Raw genomic sequence first — 19,365 nt, 5'->3', positions numbered from 1 at the left:
GCAAAGAAAAATGCCGTTCCTTTTTTATTTGTAGGGCAGATGATCCATGAGACTTAACAAGTACATTTCTTCCTGCGGAGTTTGCTCCAGAAGAGAAGCTGACAAGTTAATAGCTGAGGGAAGGATAACGGTCAATGGAGAGCTTCCCTCACCCGGACAGGATGTATCTGAAACGGACACAGTCTGTCTTGATGGGACAGTAATAGAAGCCAAGGAGAAACACAGTTACCTTGCCTACTATAAGCCAGTGGGAGTTGTATGCACCACCAGGGATTCCCATGCGGAGAAGACCGTCATTTATGACCTTGGGTTTTCAGACAGGGTTACCTATGCCGGAAGGCTTGATAAGGAAAGCGAAGGACTTCTTATCATGACCGACGACGGAGACCTTATCCAGGCTATGATGAAGGGTTCCAACAAGCACGAAAAAGAGTATGAGGTTACCGTTAACAAGGATATAAACGGGGACTTTTTAAAGAAAATGTCTCTTGGAGTATATTTGAAAGACCTGGACAGGACCACAAGGCCATGCACAGTTAAACGGACAGGAACAAGGTCTTTTAACATAATACTGACACAGGGGCTTAACAGGCAGATAAGGCGAATGTGCCACGAACTCGGCTTTGAAGTTGTGAGCCTAAAGAGAATTCGCGTAATGTGCGTTGAACTTAAGAACCACAACCTTAAGGCCGGGGAGTACGAGAGCCTTACGGATGAAGAAGTGGCAAAACTATACAGAGATACAAAATTGGGGGAGAAAAATGGCAACAGAAGAGATAAAAAGGGAGTATGAGGAGCTTGTAAAAACCATAAAGCACCATATGGACCTCTACTATAATCAGGATACACCTGAGATTTCAGACTATGAGTACGATCAGCTCATGCAAAGGCTTAAGGCCATAGAAAGAGAGAATCCGGAGCTCGTTACAAAGGATTCTCCCAGTCAGATCATCGGTGGAACAGCAAAGAGAGAAGCCGGTGTCAAGATAACTCACAACGTTCCAATGTTATCAATTGAAGATGTTTTTAATACTGAGGATGTTGCAGCTTTTGTAAACAAGGTCCATGGAAGGCACCCCGGAGCTGTATTTTCTGTTGAGCAGAAGATTGACGGCCTTAGTATGTCACTGCGTTATAACAGGGATGAGAGTGATGGCAAGCTTCATCTGACTATGGCTGAGACCAGAGGTGACGGCCTTATCGGCGAGGATGTCACAGCCAATGCCCTTGTAATCCCTGATGTGAAAAAGACATTGGACCTTCCCTATGAGTATCTGGAACTCAGGGGAGAAGTATATATGTCCCATGATGATTTTGAGGCCTTTAACGAAGAGCAGGAAAAAGCAGGTAAAAAGCTGGCTGCAAATCCAAGAAACCTCGCTGCAGGAACTCTTCGTCAGCTTGATCCGGAAGTAACAAGAAGCCGTGGCCTTAAGATGTTCGTATTTAACGTACAGGACGGTCCGGATGAGATAAAAGCCTCTCACGTCAAAGGCATGGAAATCCTTGAAAAGGCAGGCGTAAGATGCGTCTTTCACAAGGCCTGCGAGAGCGCAGAAGAAGTAATAGATGCAATAAATATCATCGGCGAGATGAGAAACGATCTGGATTTTGACCTTGACGGAGCGGTTGTAAAGGTGGATAACACAGCCTGGAGAGATGATTTCCCTGCAGGTTCCAAGTATTCTAGCGGACACATTGCATATAAGTATCCTCCTGAAGAGAGAGTTATTGAGATGGATGAGATTCTGGTTGATGTCGGTAGAACAGGTAAACTCACATTTACCGGAAGCTTTCACGACGCCGAGACAGGTAAGCCTGCAAGGCTCTGCGGAACCAGTGTATCAAGGGCGACTCTCCATAATCAGGACTACATCACAGATATGAAGATCGGTATTGGCGGTCATTACAAGCTCTTTAAGAGCGGAGAGATCATTCCGAAGCTTAACGGCTGTGTCAAGGAGCCTTCTGTAGTATTTGAGGCACCTAAGACCTGTCCTGTATGCGGAAGCCATCTTGTAAGAGAAGAAGATACAGCAGATATCAGATGCATCAATCCCAACTGCCCGGCGCAGGTGACAAGAACCATAGCATACTTTGTATCAAGAGATGCTATGAACATCATGGGACTTGGAGATACTCTTATAGATGCTCTTGTAAGTGAAGGATATCTTAAGAGCTACGCTGATATTTATCATTTAAGAGACCACAGAGATGAGCTCATAGAAAAGGGACTTATCGGAAAAGAGAAGAACACGGATAAGCTCCTTGCAGAGATTGAAAAATCAAAAGAAAATGATCCCGTGAGGCTCCTTACCGGACTTGCAATCAGAAATGTCGGCAAATCCACTGCCAGAGAGATAATGAAGCACTTTGATGATCTCTCAGACCTTGAGAGAGTTACTGTAGACGGCTTTATGAGTCTTCCTGATATAGGTCAGACAACAGCCCAGGATCTGTATGAATTCTTCCATGATGAGAAGAATACGGCTATAATTGAAGAAATGAAGAGTCTTGGCCTTAACATGAAGGCAATAAAGGACGCTGATGCTTCAGACAAACTTGCAGGAATGACCATCGTTGTCACAGGTACACTTCCTACTCTTGGCAGAAAGGAAGCGGAAGAGCTCATAGTCAAGAACGGCGGAAAGGCATCCGGAAGCGTTTCAAAGAAAACTTCGCTAGTGCTTGCCGGAGAAGCAGCCGGAAGTAAGCTTACCAAGGCAAATGAGCTTGGAATAAAGGTCATAGATGAAGCTGAGTTTCTTAATATGCTAAAATAAAAGCTATTATTACATCAAGGAGATAAGCAAGATGCCAATAAAAGTAAAAAATGATCTACCTGTCAGAGACATACTTGAAAAGGAGAATATATTCGTAGTAGATGAGAACAGGGCCATGCACCAGGATATCAGATCTCTCCAAATATGTATCCTGAATCTGATGCCACTTAAGGAAGATACAGAGCTTCAGCTCCTTAGGTCCCTGTCAAATACGCCTCTTCAGATTGATGTATCCTTCATGCAGATGAGTTCACATCACTCTACAAATACATCGCCCAATCATCTTGACAGGTTTTATCATACCTTTGATGAGCTTAAGGAAAACACATACGATGGTCTTATTATCACCGGAGCGCCGGTAGAGCAGATGAAGTTTGAAGAAGTTGATTACTGGGAGGAACTCTGCAGAGTTTTTGAGTGGTCCAAGGTAAATGTAACCAGCACCTTCCACATCTGCTGGGGAGCTCAGGCCGGAATTTACTATCACTACGGAATTGATAAAGAGCCTTTACCTGAAAAGAGATTTGGAGTGTACCAGCACAGAGTAATGAACCGCAAGGTACCGCTTGTAAGGGGCTTTGATGATGTCTTTTACATGCCTCATTCAAGACATACCGAGACACCGGCTGACAAGATCCATGCCTGTGACGATCTGGTTGTCCTTGCTGAGTCTCCGGTTGCAGGAGTATTCCTTTGCATGAACAAGGCAGGAAGCCAGATATTTGCTATGGGACATGCAGAGTATGACAGACTTACTCTTGATTCCGAGTATAAGAGAGACTTATCAAAGGGGCTTCCCATTCAGCCTCCTGTAAATTACTATCCGGATAATAATCCTGATAATAAGCCTGATCTTGTATGGAGAGGACATGCCAATAACCTCTATACCAACTGGCTTAATTACTACGTATATCAGAATACTCCATACAAATGGGGACAGATCCTTGATGAGGAAAAGAGATCCCTTGCTAAGCACGGTCTTACTCAGAAGATAAACAAATAAGGAGAACTACGATGGCTGCTTCTAAAAAGCTCCGAAACATATATACTCAGTTTCCGGAAGGAAAGCACAAAGTGCTTACTCTTTCCTACGATGATGGCAAGATTCCGGATAAAAGACTTTTGGATATTCTAAATGAACATGGCATAAGAGGCACTTTTAATCTCAACTCAGGGCTTGAAAAGAATAAATTCAAAAATGCCTATGATGAGAGAATCCCCTGCGATGAATACAAAAAGCTCTACAAAGGACATGAGGTTGCCTGCCATACAGTGACGCATCCGACAATCGCAAGATCACCAAAAGAGCAGATGGTTCTACAGGTACTTGAGGACAGAAGAGCTTTAGAGAAGATTATGGGCTACACGGTAAGAGGTCTTGCTTATCCAAACGGCTCTGTTGATGACAATGTAGTAAATGCACTTAAGGCATGTGGCATAAGATACGGAAGAACGGTAACTTCAACGCACGGATTTGGAATGCCGGAAGATTTCCTAAGATGGAATCCTACCTGCCATCATGCTGACAGTTCACTTGAAGATCTTTGCAAGGAGTTCATCAAGAATCATAAAACCCAGTATCAATACATGTTTTATCTCTGGGGACACAGTTACGAATTTGAGAGAGATGATAATTGGAAGATTATCGAAAAGTTTTCTAAAAAAATAGAAAACAAATCGGATATATGGTACGCAACCAACATAGAGATTGTTGATTACCTCGATGCTGCAAGCCGCGTACAAGTCGCTGTTGACGGGACTTTCGCGTATAATCCAAATGCAAAAAGTGTCTGGATCGAAGTGGATAAAAAGTCAATTGAGCTTAAGGGAGGAAAGACCACGGAGTTGTAATTTGTATTTAAATAAGTTAAAATAAATATGTTAAGTCGATAATTTTTCTTCAAGGAGAATGCTTATGCCTCTAAATCTTGAAAACGAAGATGCAAACGTAAATTCTACGGATCTTAAGAAAAAACCTACCAAAAAGACCAAGGAAATGCTTGAGGAGAATACAAGACAGATCGAGGAACTGACAGCTTCTCAGTCAGAACTTGATTCAGAACTTGCTGCCCTTGAAAAAGAGGAGCAGGCTCTTGGCGAGAAATCTGCCCTTAAGATGAAGGTTAACCACAAGAAGTTCGGCGAGGGTGTGATCACCAAGCAGGATGGTAAGTATATTGAGGTTAAGTTTGCAGACGTTGTTAAGAAATTCGTCCTCCCGGGATGTATTGCTAACAAGTTCCTTGAAGTTGAGGATGAGTCGATCCTTGATTATTATCAGAAATGTAATGACATCCATGAAAAGAAGATGTCTACAGAGCTGAAGATCAAGTCTGCAACCTATGCAATACAGAGGCATGAGGATGCAATCGAGAGATTAAAAGCAAAACTTAAATAAATACGTAAATTAAAATGCCACGGCGTTTGCCGTGGCATTATTTTTATCCTTATATCAAACTACTTTCTTGTGTTCTTCCTGAACTTTCTTCTGTGCAGTTGAAAGCATGAGCTTGATTCTGTTAAGCTGGTTAACCTCAGATGCTCCGGGATCGTAGTCAATGGCAACTATATTGCAGCCGGGATACATATGGCGCATCTGTTTGATAACACCCTTACCTACAACGTGGTTTGGAAGGCATCCAAAAGGCTGTGTGCAGACAATATTGGTTGCACCTTCATGTATAAGTTCTACCATTTCTCCTGTAAGGAACCAACCTTCACCGGTCTGGTTACCGATGGACACGATAGGCTCTGCATACTTAACAAGTTCATAGATGCTTGTAGGCGGATCGAAATGTACGCTCTTTTTAAATGCCTTTGTAGCACCGACTCTGAGCTTTTCGATAAGCCAGATAGCGCCTCGCATAACAAGAGCAGTCTTCTTGGAGGTTCCAAGCTCTTTTGCCTTGTAAATCTGATTGTAGAAGCAGTAGAGCATAAAGTCGATAAGATCGGGAACAACGGCTTCAGCACCTTCTGACTCAAGAAGTTCAACAAGGTGGTTGTTGGCTGCAGGAGCAAACTTAACAAGGATCTCGCCGACAACACCAACTCTTGGCTTAACTTCATCTGTAAGTTCTATCTTATCGAAGTCTTCAACGATATCGCGACAAATCTTCTGGAACTTTGTATAGCTCATATGCTTGGAGGTTACAAAGTCAATCGCAACCTTTTTCCACTTCTCATGGCAGGCATTTACTGATCCCTTAACCTTCTCGTAAGGACGCATACGATATACGCATCTCATGAACACATCGCCGAATATAGCGCCGTAAGCGGCTCTCTGAAGCATCTCGGCATTGATATGGAAGCCCGGATTAGCCTCTAACTTGGAGAGGTTAAGAGATACTACAGGAATCTGTTGCATGCCGGCCTTTTTAAGAGCTCTTCTGATAAAGCCTACGTAGTTGGTAGCTCTGCATCCGCCACCTGTCTGAGACATGATGACAGCAGTTCTGTTAAGATCGTATTTGCCTGAATGAAGCTCATCCATGATCTGACCTACAACCCAAAGTGAAGGGTAGCAGGCATCGTTATTAACATATTTAAGACCCATATCGATCGCATGCCTGTTGTCGTTCTGCATAACAACAAAGTTATAACCGCAGGCTGCAAATGCAGGCTCTAAGATATCAAAGTGGATAGGTGACATCTGAGGGCAGAGAAGAGTGTAATTCTTTCTCATTTCTTCTGTGAAGAGCACTCTGTTATTGGCTGTTGATCTGATGGTTCTCTTCTGGTTTTTCTGCTTTCTTACACGGATAGCAGCAAGGAGTGAACGAACACGGATCCTTGCGCTTCCAAGGCTGTTTACCTCGTCGATCTTAAGGCAGGTGTAGATCTTATCTGAACCTGAGAGGATATCGTTTACCTGATCCGTTGTAACGGCATCAAGTCCGCATCCGAAGGAGTTGAGCTGTATAAGATCAAGGTCGTCGCGCTCTCTGACGTAGCTGGCTGCTGCATAGAGCCTTGAGTGGTACATCCACTGGTCTGATACGATAAGAGGTCTCTCGGGTTTACCAAGGTGAGATACACTGTCCTCGGTAAGAACAGCAACGCCGTAAGAGCAGATCATATCCGGGATACCATGGTTGATCTCGGGGTCGATATGATAAGGACGACCGGCAAGAACAATACCGTGTCTGTTATTTTCTTCCATCCATTTAAGAGTTTCCTCACCCTTTATCTGGATGTCTTTTCTTGCAACGGCCATTTCTTCCCATCCGTCTTTTGCAGCGTTTATCACCTGCTCTGCGGGGATTTCCTTAAACTCTTTTACAAGAGCATCAGTTACGGTCTCGATATTTGTAAAGGCCATGAATGGGTTTCTGAGCTTGATCTTACCACCTGTAATGGCCTCGACGTTATTCTTGATGTTCTCTGAATAAGATGTAACAATAGGGCAATTATAATGGTTGGTTGCGCCTTCAACCTCTTCACGCTCATAGAAAAGACCGGGATAGAAGATAAAGTCAACATTCTGTCTTATAAGCCATTCAACATGTCCGTGTGAAATCTTGGCAGGATAACACTCTGATTCACTTGGAATTGACTCAATACCAAGCTCATAGATCTGATGAGTTGATCTTGGTGAGAGAACAACTCTGAATCCAAGCTTTGTAAAGAAAGTGAACCAGAACGGATAGTTTTCGTAGAAGTTAAGTACTCTTGGGATACCGACGGTTCCTCTTGTTGCCTTATCAGCTTCAAGCGGTTCATAGCCGAAGAGTCTCTTGTACTTGTAGTCAAAGAGGTTGGGAATACCCTCGGCGTTCTTGACCTTACCGATTCCTCTTTCACATCTGTTACCTGATATGTGCTGACGACCGCCTGTGAATTTGTTTATGGTAAGTCTGCAGTGGTTCGTGCAGCCCTGGCAGGTAGTCATGCTTGTTGAATACTGAAGGCTGTTGATCTGGTCAATGGAGAGCATCGTTGTCTTGTAATCCTCAGTCTCTCCATATCTTTCTCTTGCAATAAGAGCAGCACCGAAAGCACCCATGATTCCGGCAATATCAGGTCTTATTGCTTCAGCACCTGAGATGATCTCAAATGCACGAAGAACAGCGTCGTTGTAGAAGGTTCCGCCCTGTACAACGATGTGCTCACCAAGGTCCTTGGCATCCGATACCTTGATAACCTTAAAGAGAGCGTTCTTAATTACAGAGTATGCAAGACCTGAAGAAATATCAGCGACATCAGCGCCTTCCTTCTGAGCCTGCTTAACACGTGAATTCATGAATACTGTACATCTTGTTCCGAGATCTACAGGGTACTTGGCATAAAGAGCAACCTTGGCGAAGTCCTGAACGCTGTAATCAAGGGACTTGGCAAAGGTCTCGATGAAGGATCCGCAGCCTGAAGAGCAAGCTTCGTTTAGCTGAACGGAATCAACTGAGTTGTTCTTGATATGGATGCACTTCATATCCTGACCACCGATATCAAGGATACAGTCAACCTTGGGGTCAAAGAATGCAGCTGCATTATAGTGAGCTATTGTCTCAACCTCTCCGTCATCAAGAAGGAGCGCAGACTTAAGAAGAGCCTCACCATAACCTGTTGAGCAGGCTCTTGCAATCCTTACGCCCTCGGGCATAAGCTTGTAAATCTCCTGAATTGATGAAATGGCTGTCTTAAGAGGACTTCCGTTATTGCTTGAATAGAAGGAGTAGAGAAGATCTCCGTCCTCACTTATAAGAGCACATTTGGTGGTTGTTGAACCGGCGTCGATACCAAGGAAAGCATTGCCTTTGTAGCCCTCGAGCTTTCTTGTCTTAACGCGGTACTTGTCCTGTCGGTCTTTAAATACCTTGTACTCCTCCTCATTTCTAAAGAGGGGATCAAGTCTTGATACCTCAGCTTCCATAACAATCTTGCCTGAGAGCTTATCAACCATCTCATCCATGGTGTAGTGAGTCTCTTCCTCAGCATTCATGGCTGAACCGATGGCAGCGAAGAGGTGAGAATTGTCCAGATTGATAGCATGCTCGTCATCAAGGTTAAGAGTTCTGATAAATGCAGCACGGAGCTGGTCCAGGAAGTGAAGAGGACCACCTAAGAATGCAACATGTCCGCGGATTGGCTTACCACAGGCAAGTCCTGAAATGGTCTGGTTTACAACAGCCTGGAAAATGGATGCTGAAAGGTCCTCTTTGGTAGCACCTTCATTGATAAGAGGCTGAATGTCAGACTTGGCAAATACTCCGCATCTTGCTGCTATTGTATATAGTGAATTGTAGTTTCTTGCGTAATCGTTAAGACCTGTGGCGTCTGTCTGAAGGAGGGAAGCCATCTGGTCGATAAAAGAGCCTGTACCTCCGGCGCAGATACCGTTCATTCTCTGCTCGACATTGCCGTCTTCAAAGTAGATGATCTTGGCGTCCTCACCACCAAGCTCAATTGCTACGTCCGTTTTGGGAGCAATAGCCTTAAGGGAAGTTGATACAGCTACAACCTCCTGTACAAAGGGAACTTCCAAGTGTTTGGCAAGTGTAAGTCCGCCGGATCCGGTAATAACAGGGTGAAGCGTTATATTTCCGCACTTTTCCTGGGCCTCTACCAAAAGGTCTCTGAGTGTTTCCTGAATGTTTGCGAAATGTCTTTTATAATCGGAGAATACAATATTGTTTGTATTGTCCAAAAGAGCGATCTTAACGGTAGTTGAACCGATATCAATACCTAATGTGTAATCCTTGGAAATCATAGTATACCTCTTTTTCTTCTTATTATATGTTGCAGAAGACAAACACTATGATTATAATGCACTAGTGGTTAAAAATCAACGAAAACAAATTGTGCAAAATATGATAATATAGATTAGGCGAATAAAGAAGGAAAGAGGTCTTTTTACATGAATAGATTCTTAAGTGAGATGGAAAGAAAGTTTGGAAGGTATGCCATAAACAACCTTACACTCTATATAATCGTCCTTTATGTCATAGGTTATGTCATCAAATTATTACCAAACGGAGCTATGATACAGAGTTATTTAACACTTAATCCATATCTTATCCTGCACGGACAGGTATGGAGACTGGTATCCTGGGTGCTTCTTCCGCCCACAGCCCTTAGCATCTGGCTTCTCATTACACTTTACCTGTACTACTTCATAGGAACTACCATGGAGAGAACAGTCGGGGCATTTAGATATAATGTCTTTATTTTCGGCGGAATGATCCTTATGATACTGGCTGCTTTTGTTTCTTATGCATGGGTCTGCTTTAAATTCGGATCCAGAGGAGAAGAGGCAATTGCAAGCATGATGATGTATTACTCAGGTGTATTTAGCACCTACTATGTTCAGGAAATGGTATTTTTATCATTCGCCATCAGCTATCCTGAGATACAGCTTCTTCTTATGTTCATCATCCCCGTTAAGGTTAAGTATCTTGGAATACTTTACGCAGCTTACATGGGATTTGAGGCGATCTTCAGTGGAATTATTGGCGGAGATATACCGATTCTTATTGCGATCCTGTTCCAGTTTATCAACCTTGGACTGTTCTACCTTTCAACAGGAAGAGCTCATCACCTGCGCCCAAGTGAGAATCGCAGAAGGGCTCAGTTCCAACAGAGCGTAAAGATGGCACCAAAGGGAATTACAAGGCATAAATGCGCTGTTTGCGGTAGAAGCGAAACAGACGATCCTAATCTTGAGTTCAGATTCTGCTCGAAGTGCAACGGCAATTACGAATACTGCCAGGATCATCTCTTTACACATCAGCATATTAAATAACACATTTTAGGAGCATTATGGGAAACATAGATAATAAGGAAAAAGAATTTGCGGAGACCCTGAAGTACGTAACTAGACTTGCCAGGGAGAATAAAAATGTTATTTCAAAAGAACAGGTGGATGACGCCTTTTCTGAACTGGATCTCGATGAGAAGCAGCTTCAGATGGTGTATGAATATCTGAATCAGCATAACATCGGTATAGATGAGGCTATAGATACTTCCGATAACCTCACAACTGAGGAGAACAACTACCTTCAGGACTATCTTGAGAGCCTTGAAGGCCTTGAGAAGTTATCAGACGGTGAAAAGGAAGCAGTATCAATGGCTGCCATCGCCGGTGACAAGAATGCCCAGGACAAGCTTATCGAGAATTATCTTCCTCTTGTTGTTGATGTAGCCAGAATGTACGCAGAGCAGGGAGTTTTTCTCGAGGACCTCATCGGAGAGGGCAATGTGGCACTTACAAAGGGTGTGACAATGCTTGATGCAGTCGGCGAGCCTTCAGAGGTTGAGAGCTTTTTATACAAGCTTATGCTTGATGCCATGGAGAAGATAATAGAAGAGAACCTTGCAGAAGATACCGGAATGCAGAAGGTCCTTAACCTGGTAAACGAAGTCAATGATAAGGCAAAAGAGCTTTCGGAAGACCTTAGACGTAAAGTGACCGTTGAGGAACTGATGGAAGAGACCGGATGGGATGAAGAGAAGATCCGCGACGCTATTAAGTTTAGCGGCGATAATATTGAAGACATTGATACAGGCAAGAATGAGAAGGCATGAATAACATAGTTAACGAAGACGATTTTAAGTATTATATGCAGGATATAGAAAGATACTATTTCGGAGCAAGGTACAATTATCAGGAACTGCTGGATAACGAAATGGTACCTTTCAAATTCAAGACCATCATTACCAAGTACCTTAAGGATGATGTGGATTATGACACAACTCTTGAGTCGCATCTTTACTATCTGACCAAAGAGGGTTTTGATTACAAAATATATAAACAGCTAAAGGGAAGGATAAGAGTATCCCAGTACAAGAATCCTGACAAGAAGGAGAAGGGCTTTAAGGAAAAGATCTATACCTGCGAGCAGCTATCTTCAATTGAACCCGAAGAAAAAGAAAGACTTGGCATGATAGTGAGAGAACTTATCATTTCAAAGCTTGCGCTTTTTGCTTTTTCTGTTTGAACTAAAAATAAGCACAAAAAAATCACCCGGAATAATCCGAGTGATTTATTTTTGCGATTAAGCTCTTTCAACTTTGTTGGATCTAAGGCAGCTTGAACATACATTCATTCTCTTAGTAGCTCCGTTAACCTTAACTGCTACGTGCTGAACGTTTGACTTCCAAACTCTGTTAGATCTTCTATGAGAATGGCTTACGTTGTTTCCGAAATGAACGCCCTTGCCACAAATTTCACATTTAGCCATTTTGACACCTCCTTATAAGCCATGTAAAAGTTCATATAGCAAATTTCTGCGGAAATTTCCGCAACATTGATATATTAGCAAACATTCAAAAAGATTGCAAGCAAAATATGAAAAATTTATAGTTTATTTTTTTTCAAAGTACGTTATAATAAAACATGTATGCGAATTTGAAGGTTACGCATTAAGGAGGATAAATAATGAAGGCTTCAGTGGTTAACACTCACATGGGAAATATTTCTATTGATAATGAAGTTATTGCCCAGTATGCTGGTGCGGTTGCAATGGAGTGCTTTGGAATCGTAGGAATGGCTAACGTAAACGTCAAGGACGGTCTTGTTAGTCTTTTAAAGCTTGATTCCATGACAAGGGGCATCAACGTTACCCTTGACCAGAACAACAAACTAAAGCTTGATTTTCATGTTATTGTAGCATACGGCGTTAGTATTTCTGCTGTATCAGAAAATCTTATTGACACTGTTAAATATAAAGTAGAAGAATTTACGGGGCTTGAAATCGAAAAGATAAATATCTATGTCGAAGGCGTCCGTGTCATTGATTAAGTCGATTTTAAGTTCAGGAGGATTTTGTTTTGAGTAATAATTCTATTGACGCTAAGATGCTTTCAAAGATGTTTCTTAGCGGAGCCAAGAACCTTGATGCAAAGAAAGAATGGATAAACGAACTGAATGTTTTCCCTGTACCGGACGGTGATACAGGAACAAACATGACAATGACCATCATGTCAGCAGCCAAAGAGGTTCAGAGTCTTGGTGATACAACAGATCTTGGAGCAATCTGCAAGGCTATTTCTTCAGGTTCACTTAGAGGCGCAAGAGGTAACTCAGGTGTTATCTTATCCCAGCTTCTTCGTGGATTTACCAAGGTTGTTAAGCAGCATGACGTGATCACTGTCAATGTTCTTTCAGAGTCTTTTGAGAAGGCTGTTGAGACAGCATATAAGGCTGTTATGAAGCCCAAGGAAGGAACAATCCTTACCGTTGCAAAGGGAGCAAGTGAGAAGGCTCACGAGCTTGCAATGGAAGGCTGTGATGATATCGAGACCTTCTGCGATGAAGTTATTAAATATGCTGAGGAAGTTCTTTCAAAGACTCCCGATATGCTTCCTGTTCTTAAACAGGCCGGCGTTGTAGATTCAGGCGGACAGGGACTTATTCAGGTTCTTAAGGGCGCGCTTGACGGTTTCCTTGGAAAAGAGATCGATCTCTCTATCAGTGAGGATGCAGGAACACCCGGTGCTAAGGCTGTTCCCGGATCAGAGACTACCAAGGAAGACATCAAGTTTGGCTATTGCACAGAGTTTATCGTACTCCTTAATAAGCCTCTTAACGTTAAACAGGAAATAGATTTCAAGGGATTCCTTGAGTCAATCGGTGACAGTATCGTTATGGTTGCCGATGATGAGATCTGCAAGGTCCATGTTCACAGCAATGACCCCGGCCTTGCGATTCAGAGAGCTCTTATGTACGGTCAGCTCTCAAATATGAAGATCGATAACATGTGGATGGAGCACAGAGAGAAGCTCTTCCATGAGAATCAGGACGGATCCTGGTCAGAGATCCAGACTGAGATAAACGGAGCTGCAGAGCTTACACCTACTTACAGTGCAGGGGATGATATTCCTCTCGGAGATAAGGTTGATATGACTCCTGAGCCTGAAGAGGATCTCGGACCTCGTAAGGATGTTGGATTTGTAACTGTTTGTGCCGGATCAGGACTTGCAGAGATCTTTAAAGGCCTCGGTGTTGATTATGTAATCGAAGGCGGACAGACTATGAACCCTTCAACTGCAGATATTCTCGATGCAGTTGCCAAGGTCAATGCAGATACAGTTGTAGTTCTTCCTAACAATAAGAACATCATTCTCGCAGCTAATCAGGCAGCTATCATGTCAGAGGACGGAGACGACAACAAGAAGATCGTTGTTGTTCCAAGTAAGACAGTTCCTCAGGGAATCACAGCTATCATCAACTATGTGCCTGATGTTGCAATCGATGATAATATTGCAGCTATGACAGAATCTCTTTCAACAGTTAAGACAGGAGAGGTTACCTACGCTGTAAGAGATACAGTTATTGATGATGTTACTATCAAGCAGGGCGATTACATGGGAATCGGCGACAAAGGAATCCTTGATGTAGGCTCCGATATCGCAGATGTAACCTTCGGTATGCTTGAGAAAATGATGAGTGATGAGCTTGAGCTTATCAGTGTATATTACGGAGACGAAGTAGAGGAAAAGGACGCAGAAGCGCTCAGAGACAGAATCCAGACCCAGTATCCACAGTGTGATGTGGAGCTTCAGTTTGGTGGTCAGCCGATCTACTACTATGTTGTTTCCGCTGAGTAAAGCTTTTAAAGCCGGGCTTAACAGTCCGGCTTTTTTTGTCCGTTAGACTATGGGGGTAAAGCTTTGGGGAGAAGTGAATTACAGGAAAACATAATTGAACTTAAGGGAATAGGAGAAAAGACCGGCAAACTCTTTAACAAGATAGGCGTAGTGACATTAGGAGACCTTCTTTATTACTTTCCAAGGGGGTACGATCTTTTCGATGCGCCCAAAAGAGCTTGCGACCTTAAGGAAAATATAATCTGTGCCTGTAAACTGACCATTATCGGTTCTGTAACAAGGCGCCATGTAAGGAATCTGTCTATTGTTGCTTTTGAAGCTGCAGACGAGACAGGAAGGGTCAAAATGACCTTCTTTAATGCGCCTTATCTTGTTAATTCCATTAAATCCGGAAGCACATATATATTCAGAGGAGTAGTTCGCAAAAAGGGAAATTTCTTTTCCATGGATCACCCTAAGATGTATAAGGTTGAGGAATATGCTCCTCTTATTGGAAGCCTTCAGCCCAGATATCCTCTTACAAAAGGGCTCTCCAACAATACCGTTATGAAAGCTGTTGAAAAGGCTTTTATAAATGTTGGAAGGCTCGAGGAGTTTATGCCAAAGGAAATCTGTGACAGGCTTGATCTTATTGGATTTTCCGAAGCACTTCATTCCATACATTTTCCAAAGAATGCTGAGGATCTGGAAAATGCCAGAAGGCGACTTGCTTATAACGAATTTCTTGTATTTGTGCTAAAGCTGCGCCTTCTTAAGCAGAATTCCGAAGAGATAAGAAACAATTATCCAATGATCGAGGTGGCAGATACCACAAGGCTGATTGAACAGCTTCCCTATAAGCTTACGGGAGCACAGCTACGTGCCTGGGATGACATAAAAAGAGATCTCGGCGGCGGTTTTGTAATGAACCGTCTTATACAGGGAGATGTTGGCTCCGGTAAAACGGTTCTGGCTCTTCTTGCTCTTATAACTACAGCTGCTAACGGTTATCAGGGGGCTTTGATGGCGCCTACCGAAGTTTTGGCCGCGCAGCACTATGAGAGTTTTAAAAATCTTATCAGGAAATACAATATTACAAGCCTTAAGATAGCTCTTTTAACAGGGGCGTTATCTGCCAAGGATAAAAAAGAAGTACAGAGGCAGATCGCAGAGGGGGAAGTTAACTGCATAATCGGTACGAATGCGCTTATTCAGGAAAAAGTTACCTATAAGAATCTGGCACTTGTTATAACCGATGAGCAACACAGATTCGGTGTAAGACAGAGGGGGACATTTGCTGAAAAGGGTGAAAAGACACATGTCCTTGCCATGAGTGCGACGCCGATTCCAAGAACCCTTGCAATTATCCTCTATGGAGATCTGTCAATATCAGTTGTGGACGAGCTTCCCGGAGGAAGAAAACCTATCAAGAACTGTGTTGTCGGAACGAATTACAGACCGACGGCTTATAAGTTCATAGCTGATCAGGTTGCCGGAGGAAGTCAGGTCTATGTTATCTGTCCGATGATTGAAGAGGGAGAACTGGACGGAGTTGAAAATGTTGTGAGCTATACTCAGATGCTCAGAGCTACACTTCCGGAGTCTGTAAATGTCGAAATGCTTCATGGCAAAATGAAGCCTGCGCAGAAGGATGCCATTATGGAAGCCTTTGCTAGAAAAGACATAGATGTTTTGGTTTCCACAACTGTAATTGAAGTCGGAATCAATGTTCCGAATGCTACAGTCATGATGATAGAAAACTCTGAGAGATTCGGCCTTTCACAGCTTCATCAGCTGAGGGGAAGAGTCGGAAGAGGCGATAAACAGTCCTACTGCATATTCATCAATTCATCCGATGATGAGGATGCGGCTAAGAGACTTGATATCATGAACAGATCAAATGACGGTTTCGTAATTGCCGAGGAGGATCTGAAGCAAAGAGGCCCCGGAGATCTCTTTGGAGTAAGACAGTCGGGAGAACTTTGCTTTAAGGTTGGAGACATTTATCATGACAGTGATCTGGTAAAAGAATCCGCCATGGATGCTGACAGAATTTTGTCAGAGGATCCGGAGATGAACCTTCCACAACATACAGTACTTAAGGAGCTTATAAGCACAAAATCGGCAAATTTTGTTGACTTTACCACTTTATAAAAGTAAGATATTTTTAGTAAATAAGGTAGAAAATAGGAGGAGTGTTGGCATTTGCCAGCCAATTGTATGTCTAAGATAGCGATCATTACCGACAGTAACAGTGGTATCACCCAAAAAGAAGCTGAACAACTCGGCATTTTTGTTGTGCCTATGCCATTTATGATAAACGGTGAAGACTTTTTTGAGGATATTAACCTGACTCAGGATCAGTTCTACGAAAAACTTGCTGAAGATGCCAGTGTGTCAACCTCGCAGCCAACGCCGGAATCTCTTTTAACTCTTTGGGACAAGGTGCTTAAAGATTACGATCAGATCATTTATATCCCAATGAGCAGCGGACTATCAGGTTCATGTCAGAGCGCATATATGCTTGCTCAGGAGGAGTACGAGGGCAAGGTATTTGTAATCGACAATCAGAGAATCTCCGTAACACAAAGGCAGTCGGCGCTCGATGCCAAGGCTATGGCAGATGCGGGATATACAGCTGAGCAGATAAAGGACAAGCTACTTGAGATGGCGCTTGATGCAAGTATCTACATAATGCTTGACACACTCCATTATCTTAAGAAGGGCGGAAGAATAACTCCCGCTGCAGCTGCTCTTGGTACACTCCTTCGTCTTAAGCCGGTTCTTCAGATCCAGGGAGAGAAGCTTGATGCTTTTGCCAAGGCAAGGACCACAGCTCAAGGCAAGAGCATTATGATAAATGCCATTAAGGCAGATATTGAGAACAGATTCGGCGGAATGGAAGCCGGTGATTTCCTTATTGCCGGTGCATACACCAACAACCTGGAAATTGCACAGGAATGGAAAAAGGAGGTTGAAGCTGCCTTCCCGGGACATGAGATGCACATGGATCCGCTTTCGCTTTCAGTAGGATGCCATATAGGGCCCGGAGCTCTCGCTGTAACAGTTTCGAGAAAGCTTCACTTATGAAAAAAGTATTTATGAAATAAAAGGGGTTATATTTAATGACTATGCAAGATTATGGAGCTTCCAGTATTACAGTCCTTGAGGGACTTGAGGCGGTGCGTAAGCGCCCCGGAATGTATATCGGAAGCGTTACAACCAGGGGACTTAATCATCTTGTATATGAGATCGTCGACAATGCTGTCGATGAGCATCTGGCAGGGTATTGTTCCAGGATAACAGTCACTTTGGAGGCTGATGGAAGTGCGACTGTTGAGGATAACGGTCGAGGAATTCCTGTTGGTATGCATGCCAAGGGCTTTACTGCCGAGCGTGTGGTACTTACTATGCTCCACGCGGGAGGTAAGTTTGATAATAATTCTTATAAGACCAGCGGAGGCTTACATGGTGTAGGTTCCTCCGTTGTTAATGCGCTTTCAACATGGCTGAAGGTAAGGATCAAGAGAGAGGGCTATATCTATGAGGATGCCTACGAGAGAGGCTATCCTACCGTCAAATTGGACAACGGCCTTTTAACACCGGTTGGAACAACCAAGGAAACCGGTACTACCATCAGCTTTCTTCCGGATGACACCATTTTTGAAAAGACAAGGTTCAGAGAGGATGATATCAAGTCAAGGCTCCACGAGACTGCATATCTAAACCCTGAGCTCACAATAGTTTTCGTTGATAAAAGGCCCGGTGTGGAAGAGTACATAGAATTCCACGAGCCCGACGGAATAACAGGCTTTATTCAGGACATGAACAAGTCCAAGGAAGCTGTTTGCGACGTTATCTCTTTTAGCGGAGAGAGTGACGGCGTTGAGGTTGAGGTAGCTTTCCAGTATGTAAATGAGTTCCACGAGGAAGTTCTGGGATTTTGTAACAACATCTACAATGCAGAAGGCGGTACTCACTTAACCGGATTTAAGACCATGTTCACAAACATAATCAACCAGTATGCGAGAGAACTTGGCATTCTTAAGGATAAAGACGTAAACTTCACAGGAACCGATGTAAGAAACGGAATGACAGCTGTTGTTTCAATCAAGCATCCGGACCCCAGATTTGAGGGTCAGACCAAGACCAAGCTTGATAACCAGGACGCAGCCAAGGTTGTATCCAAGGTTACAAATGACGAAGTTACAAGATTCTTTGACAGAAATATCGAGATCCTTAAGTCGATCATCGGCTGTGCCGAGAAGGCAGCCAAGATCAGAAAGACTGAGGAAAAGGCTAAGACCAACATGCTTACCAAGCAGAAGTATTCCTTCGATTCAAACGGTAAGCTTGCAAACTGCATCAGCAAGGATGCGACAAAGTGTGAGATATTTATCGTAGAGGGAGATTCCGCCGGTGGTTCTGCCAAGATGGCAAGAGACAGGAATTATCAGGCAATTCTTCCTATCAGAGGTAAGATCCTCAACGTTGAGAAAGCCAGTATCGACAAGGTTCTTGCAAACGCAGAGATCAAGACCATGATAAATGCTTTTGGCTGCGGATTTTCCGAAGGCTACGGCAATGACTTTGATATCAACAAGCTTCGCTATGACAAGATCATCATCATGGCCGATGCCGACGTAGACGGTGAGCATATTTCAACGCTTCTGCTTACACTTTTCTACAGATTCATGCCGGAGCTTATTTATCAGGGCCATGTTTATCTTGCCATGCCACCTCTTTATAAAGCACTTCCTGCAAAGGGTAAGGAAGAGTACCTCTATGATGACGTGGCTCTTGCCAAGTACAGAAATGCCCATAAGGGAAAGAGCTTTACGCTTCAGAGATATAAAGGTCTTGGTGAGATGGACCCTGAGCAGCTTTGGGAGACTACACTCGATCCTGAGAGAAGGCTTCTTAAGCTGGTAGAAATCGAGGATGCCAAGATGGCATCACAGATGACGGAACTTCTTATGGGTGTAGATGTTCCGCCCAGAAGAGAATTTATTCACATGCATGCTACTGATGCTGAGTTGGATATTTAAGGATGGTTATA

15 protein-coding genes are annotated in these 19,365 nt (G+C 43.3%); 13 read left to right on the top strand and 2 right to left on the bottom strand.

Translation table 11 applies throughout. The features are described from left to right. Nucleotides 1–46: 46 nt before the first annotated feature. The 5 genes from G589_RS18375 (at nt 47) to G589_RS0100570 (ending at nt 5,181) form a co-directional block, all read left to right on the top strand. Nucleotides 47–793 carry a pseudouridine synthase gene (locus tag G589_RS18375; protein ID WP_051192088.1) on the top strand — a complete coding sequence of 249 codons (747 nt, stop codon included), beginning with the start codon at nt 47–49 and terminating at the stop codon, nt 791–793. Then, a complete protein-coding gene (gene ligA / locus G589_RS0100585) occupies nt 762–2,783 on the top strand; it encodes an NAD-dependent DNA ligase LigA (protein ID WP_026520705.1) in 2,022 nt (673 codons plus the stop codon). Before G589_RS18375 ends, ligA begins: the two co-directional genes overlap by 32 nt. A 31-nt stretch (nt 2,784–2,814) precedes the next feature. Beyond that, nucleotides 2,815–3,786: a homoserine O-acetyltransferase MetA gene (metA, locus tag G589_RS0100580; protein ID WP_026520704.1), complete on the top strand. Its 972-nt coding sequence runs from the start codon at nt 2,815–2,817 to the stop codon at nt 3,784–3,786. 11 nt (nt 3,787–3,797) lie between these two features. After that, nucleotides 3,798–4,634 (top strand): polysaccharide deacetylase family protein, encoded by an 837-nt coding sequence (locus G589_RS0100575; protein WP_035775039.1) that lies wholly within the window; start codon nt 3,798–3,800, stop codon nt 4,632–4,634. A gap of 64 nt (nt 4,635–4,698) precedes the next feature. Then, entirely contained in the window at nt 4,699–5,181 is a 483-nt protein-coding gene (locus G589_RS0100570) for a hypothetical protein (protein WP_026520702.1), read from the top strand. Between the two features lie 54 nt (nt 5,182–5,235). Here the strand turns inward: G589_RS0100570 and G589_RS0100565 are convergent, their stop codons facing one another. Next, nucleotides 5,236–9,489, bottom strand: a complete 4,254-nt coding sequence (locus G589_RS0100565) for a 2-hydroxyacyl-CoA dehydratase (protein ID WP_026520701.1) — start codon at nt 9,487–9,489, stop codon at nt 5,236–5,238. A 147-nt stretch (nt 9,490–9,636) separates the two neighbouring features. Between G589_RS0100565 and G589_RS0100560 the strand changes: the two genes are divergently transcribed. The 3 genes from G589_RS0100560 to G589_RS0100550 are packed head-to-tail and all read left to right on the top strand — an operon-like array spanning nt 9,637 to nt 11,716. Then, a complete protein-coding gene (locus G589_RS0100560; protein ID WP_026520700.1) occupies nt 9,637–10,521 on the top strand; it encodes a hypothetical protein in 885 nt (294 codons plus the stop codon). A 17-nt stretch (nt 10,522–10,538) separates the two neighbouring features. Continuing rightward, nucleotides 10,539–11,303, top strand: coding sequence for a hypothetical protein (locus tag G589_RS18370; protein ID WP_035775037.1), 765 nt, complete (start codon nt 10,539–10,541; stop codon nt 11,301–11,303). After that, the gene (locus G589_RS0100550) at nt 11,300–11,716 is read left to right on the top strand and encodes a hypothetical protein (RefSeq protein ID WP_022767192.1); all 417 of its coding nucleotides are present in this window, start codon (nt 11,300–11,302) and stop codon (nt 11,714–11,716) included. The genes G589_RS18370 and G589_RS0100550 overlap by 4 nt, the downstream gene beginning before the upstream one ends. A 57-nt stretch (nt 11,717–11,773) precedes the next feature. Here G589_RS0100550 and rpmB read toward each other — a convergent pair whose 3' ends face one another. Next, nucleotides 11,774–11,959: a 50S ribosomal protein L28 gene (gene rpmB / locus G589_RS0100545; RefSeq protein ID WP_022767191.1), complete on the bottom strand. Its 186-nt coding sequence runs from the start codon at nt 11,957–11,959 to the stop codon at nt 11,774–11,776. A gap of 197 nt (nt 11,960–12,156) precedes the next feature. Between rpmB and G589_RS0100540 the strand changes: the two genes are divergently transcribed. The 5 genes from G589_RS0100540 to G589_RS0100520 all read left to right on the top strand — a co-directional run bounded on the left by G589_RS0100540 (nt 12,157) and on the right by G589_RS0100520 (nt 19,354). After that, a complete protein-coding gene (locus G589_RS0100540) occupies nt 12,157–12,519 on the top strand; it encodes an Asp23/Gls24 family envelope stress response protein (protein WP_022767190.1) in 363 nt (120 codons plus the stop codon). A gap of 29 nt (nt 12,520–12,548) precedes the next feature. Then, nucleotides 12,549–14,327, top strand: coding sequence for a DAK2 domain-containing protein (locus tag G589_RS0100535; RefSeq protein ID WP_026520699.1), 1,779 nt, complete (start codon nt 12,549–12,551; stop codon nt 14,325–14,327). A gap of 63 nt (nt 14,328–14,390) precedes the next feature. Then, nucleotides 14,391–16,460: an ATP-dependent DNA helicase RecG gene (gene recG / locus G589_RS0100530; RefSeq protein ID WP_026520698.1), complete on the top strand. Its 2,070-nt coding sequence runs from the start codon at nt 14,391–14,393 to the stop codon at nt 16,458–16,460. A gap of 66 nt (nt 16,461–16,526) precedes the next feature. Further along, a complete protein-coding gene (locus G589_RS0100525) occupies nt 16,527–17,396 on the top strand; it encodes a DegV family protein (protein WP_022767187.1) in 870 nt (289 codons plus the stop codon). 35 nt (nt 17,397–17,431) lie between these two features. Continuing rightward, complete coding sequence (locus G589_RS0100520) at nt 17,432–19,354, top strand: DNA gyrase/topoisomerase IV subunit B (RefSeq protein WP_026520697.1); 1,923 nt, start codon at nt 17,432–17,434, stop codon at nt 19,352–19,354. Nucleotides 19,355–19,365: the final 11 nt, after the last annotated feature.

It is taken from the genome of Butyrivibrio sp. VCB2001 (assembly GCF_000423965.1).
Classification (GTDB): Bacteria; Bacillota; Clostridia; order Lachnospirales; family Lachnospiraceae; genus Butyrivibrio.
The sequence above is the reverse complement of the archived record's forward strand: the minus strand, read 5'-3'. Positions and strand labels throughout refer to the sequence as shown.

Coding starts and splice junctions, on each gene's coding strand:
- G589_RS18375 (WP_051192088.1), top strand. CDS start 47: ATGAGACTTAACAAGTACATTTCTTCCTGCGGAGTTTGCTCCAGAAGA.
- ligA (WP_026520705.1), top strand. CDS start 762: ATGGCAACAGAAGAGATAAAAAGGGAGTATGAGGAGCTTGTAAAAACC.
- metA (WP_026520704.1), top strand. CDS start 2,815: ATGCCAATAAAAGTAAAAAATGATCTACCTGTCAGAGACATACTTGAA.
- G589_RS0100575 (WP_035775039.1), top strand. CDS start 3,798: ATGGCTGCTTCTAAAAAGCTCCGAAACATATATACTCAGTTTCCGGAA.
- G589_RS0100570 (WP_026520702.1), top strand. CDS start 4,699: ATGCCTCTAAATCTTGAAAACGAAGATGCAAACGTAAATTCTACGGAT.
- G589_RS0100565 (WP_026520701.1), bottom strand. CDS start 9,489: ATGATTTCCAAGGATTACACATTAGGTATTGATATCGGTTCAACTACC.
- G589_RS0100560 (WP_026520700.1), top strand. CDS start 9,637: ATGAATAGATTCTTAAGTGAGATGGAAAGAAAGTTTGGAAGGTATGCC.
- G589_RS18370 (WP_035775037.1), top strand. CDS start 10,539: ATGGGAAACATAGATAATAAGGAAAAAGAATTTGCGGAGACCCTGAAG.
- G589_RS0100550 (WP_022767192.1), top strand. CDS start 11,300: ATGAATAACATAGTTAACGAAGACGATTTTAAGTATTATATGCAGGAT.
- rpmB (WP_022767191.1), bottom strand. CDS start 11,959: ATGGCTAAATGTGAAATTTGTGGCAAGGGCGTTCATTTCGGAAACAAC.
- G589_RS0100540 (WP_022767190.1), top strand. CDS start 12,157: ATGAAGGCTTCAGTGGTTAACACTCACATGGGAAATATTTCTATTGAT.
- G589_RS0100525 (WP_022767187.1), top strand. CDS start 16,527: ATGTCTAAGATAGCGATCATTACCGACAGTAACAGTGGTATCACCCAA.
- G589_RS0100520 (WP_026520697.1), top strand. CDS start 17,432: ATGACTATGCAAGATTATGGAGCTTCCAGTATTACAGTCCTTGAGGGA.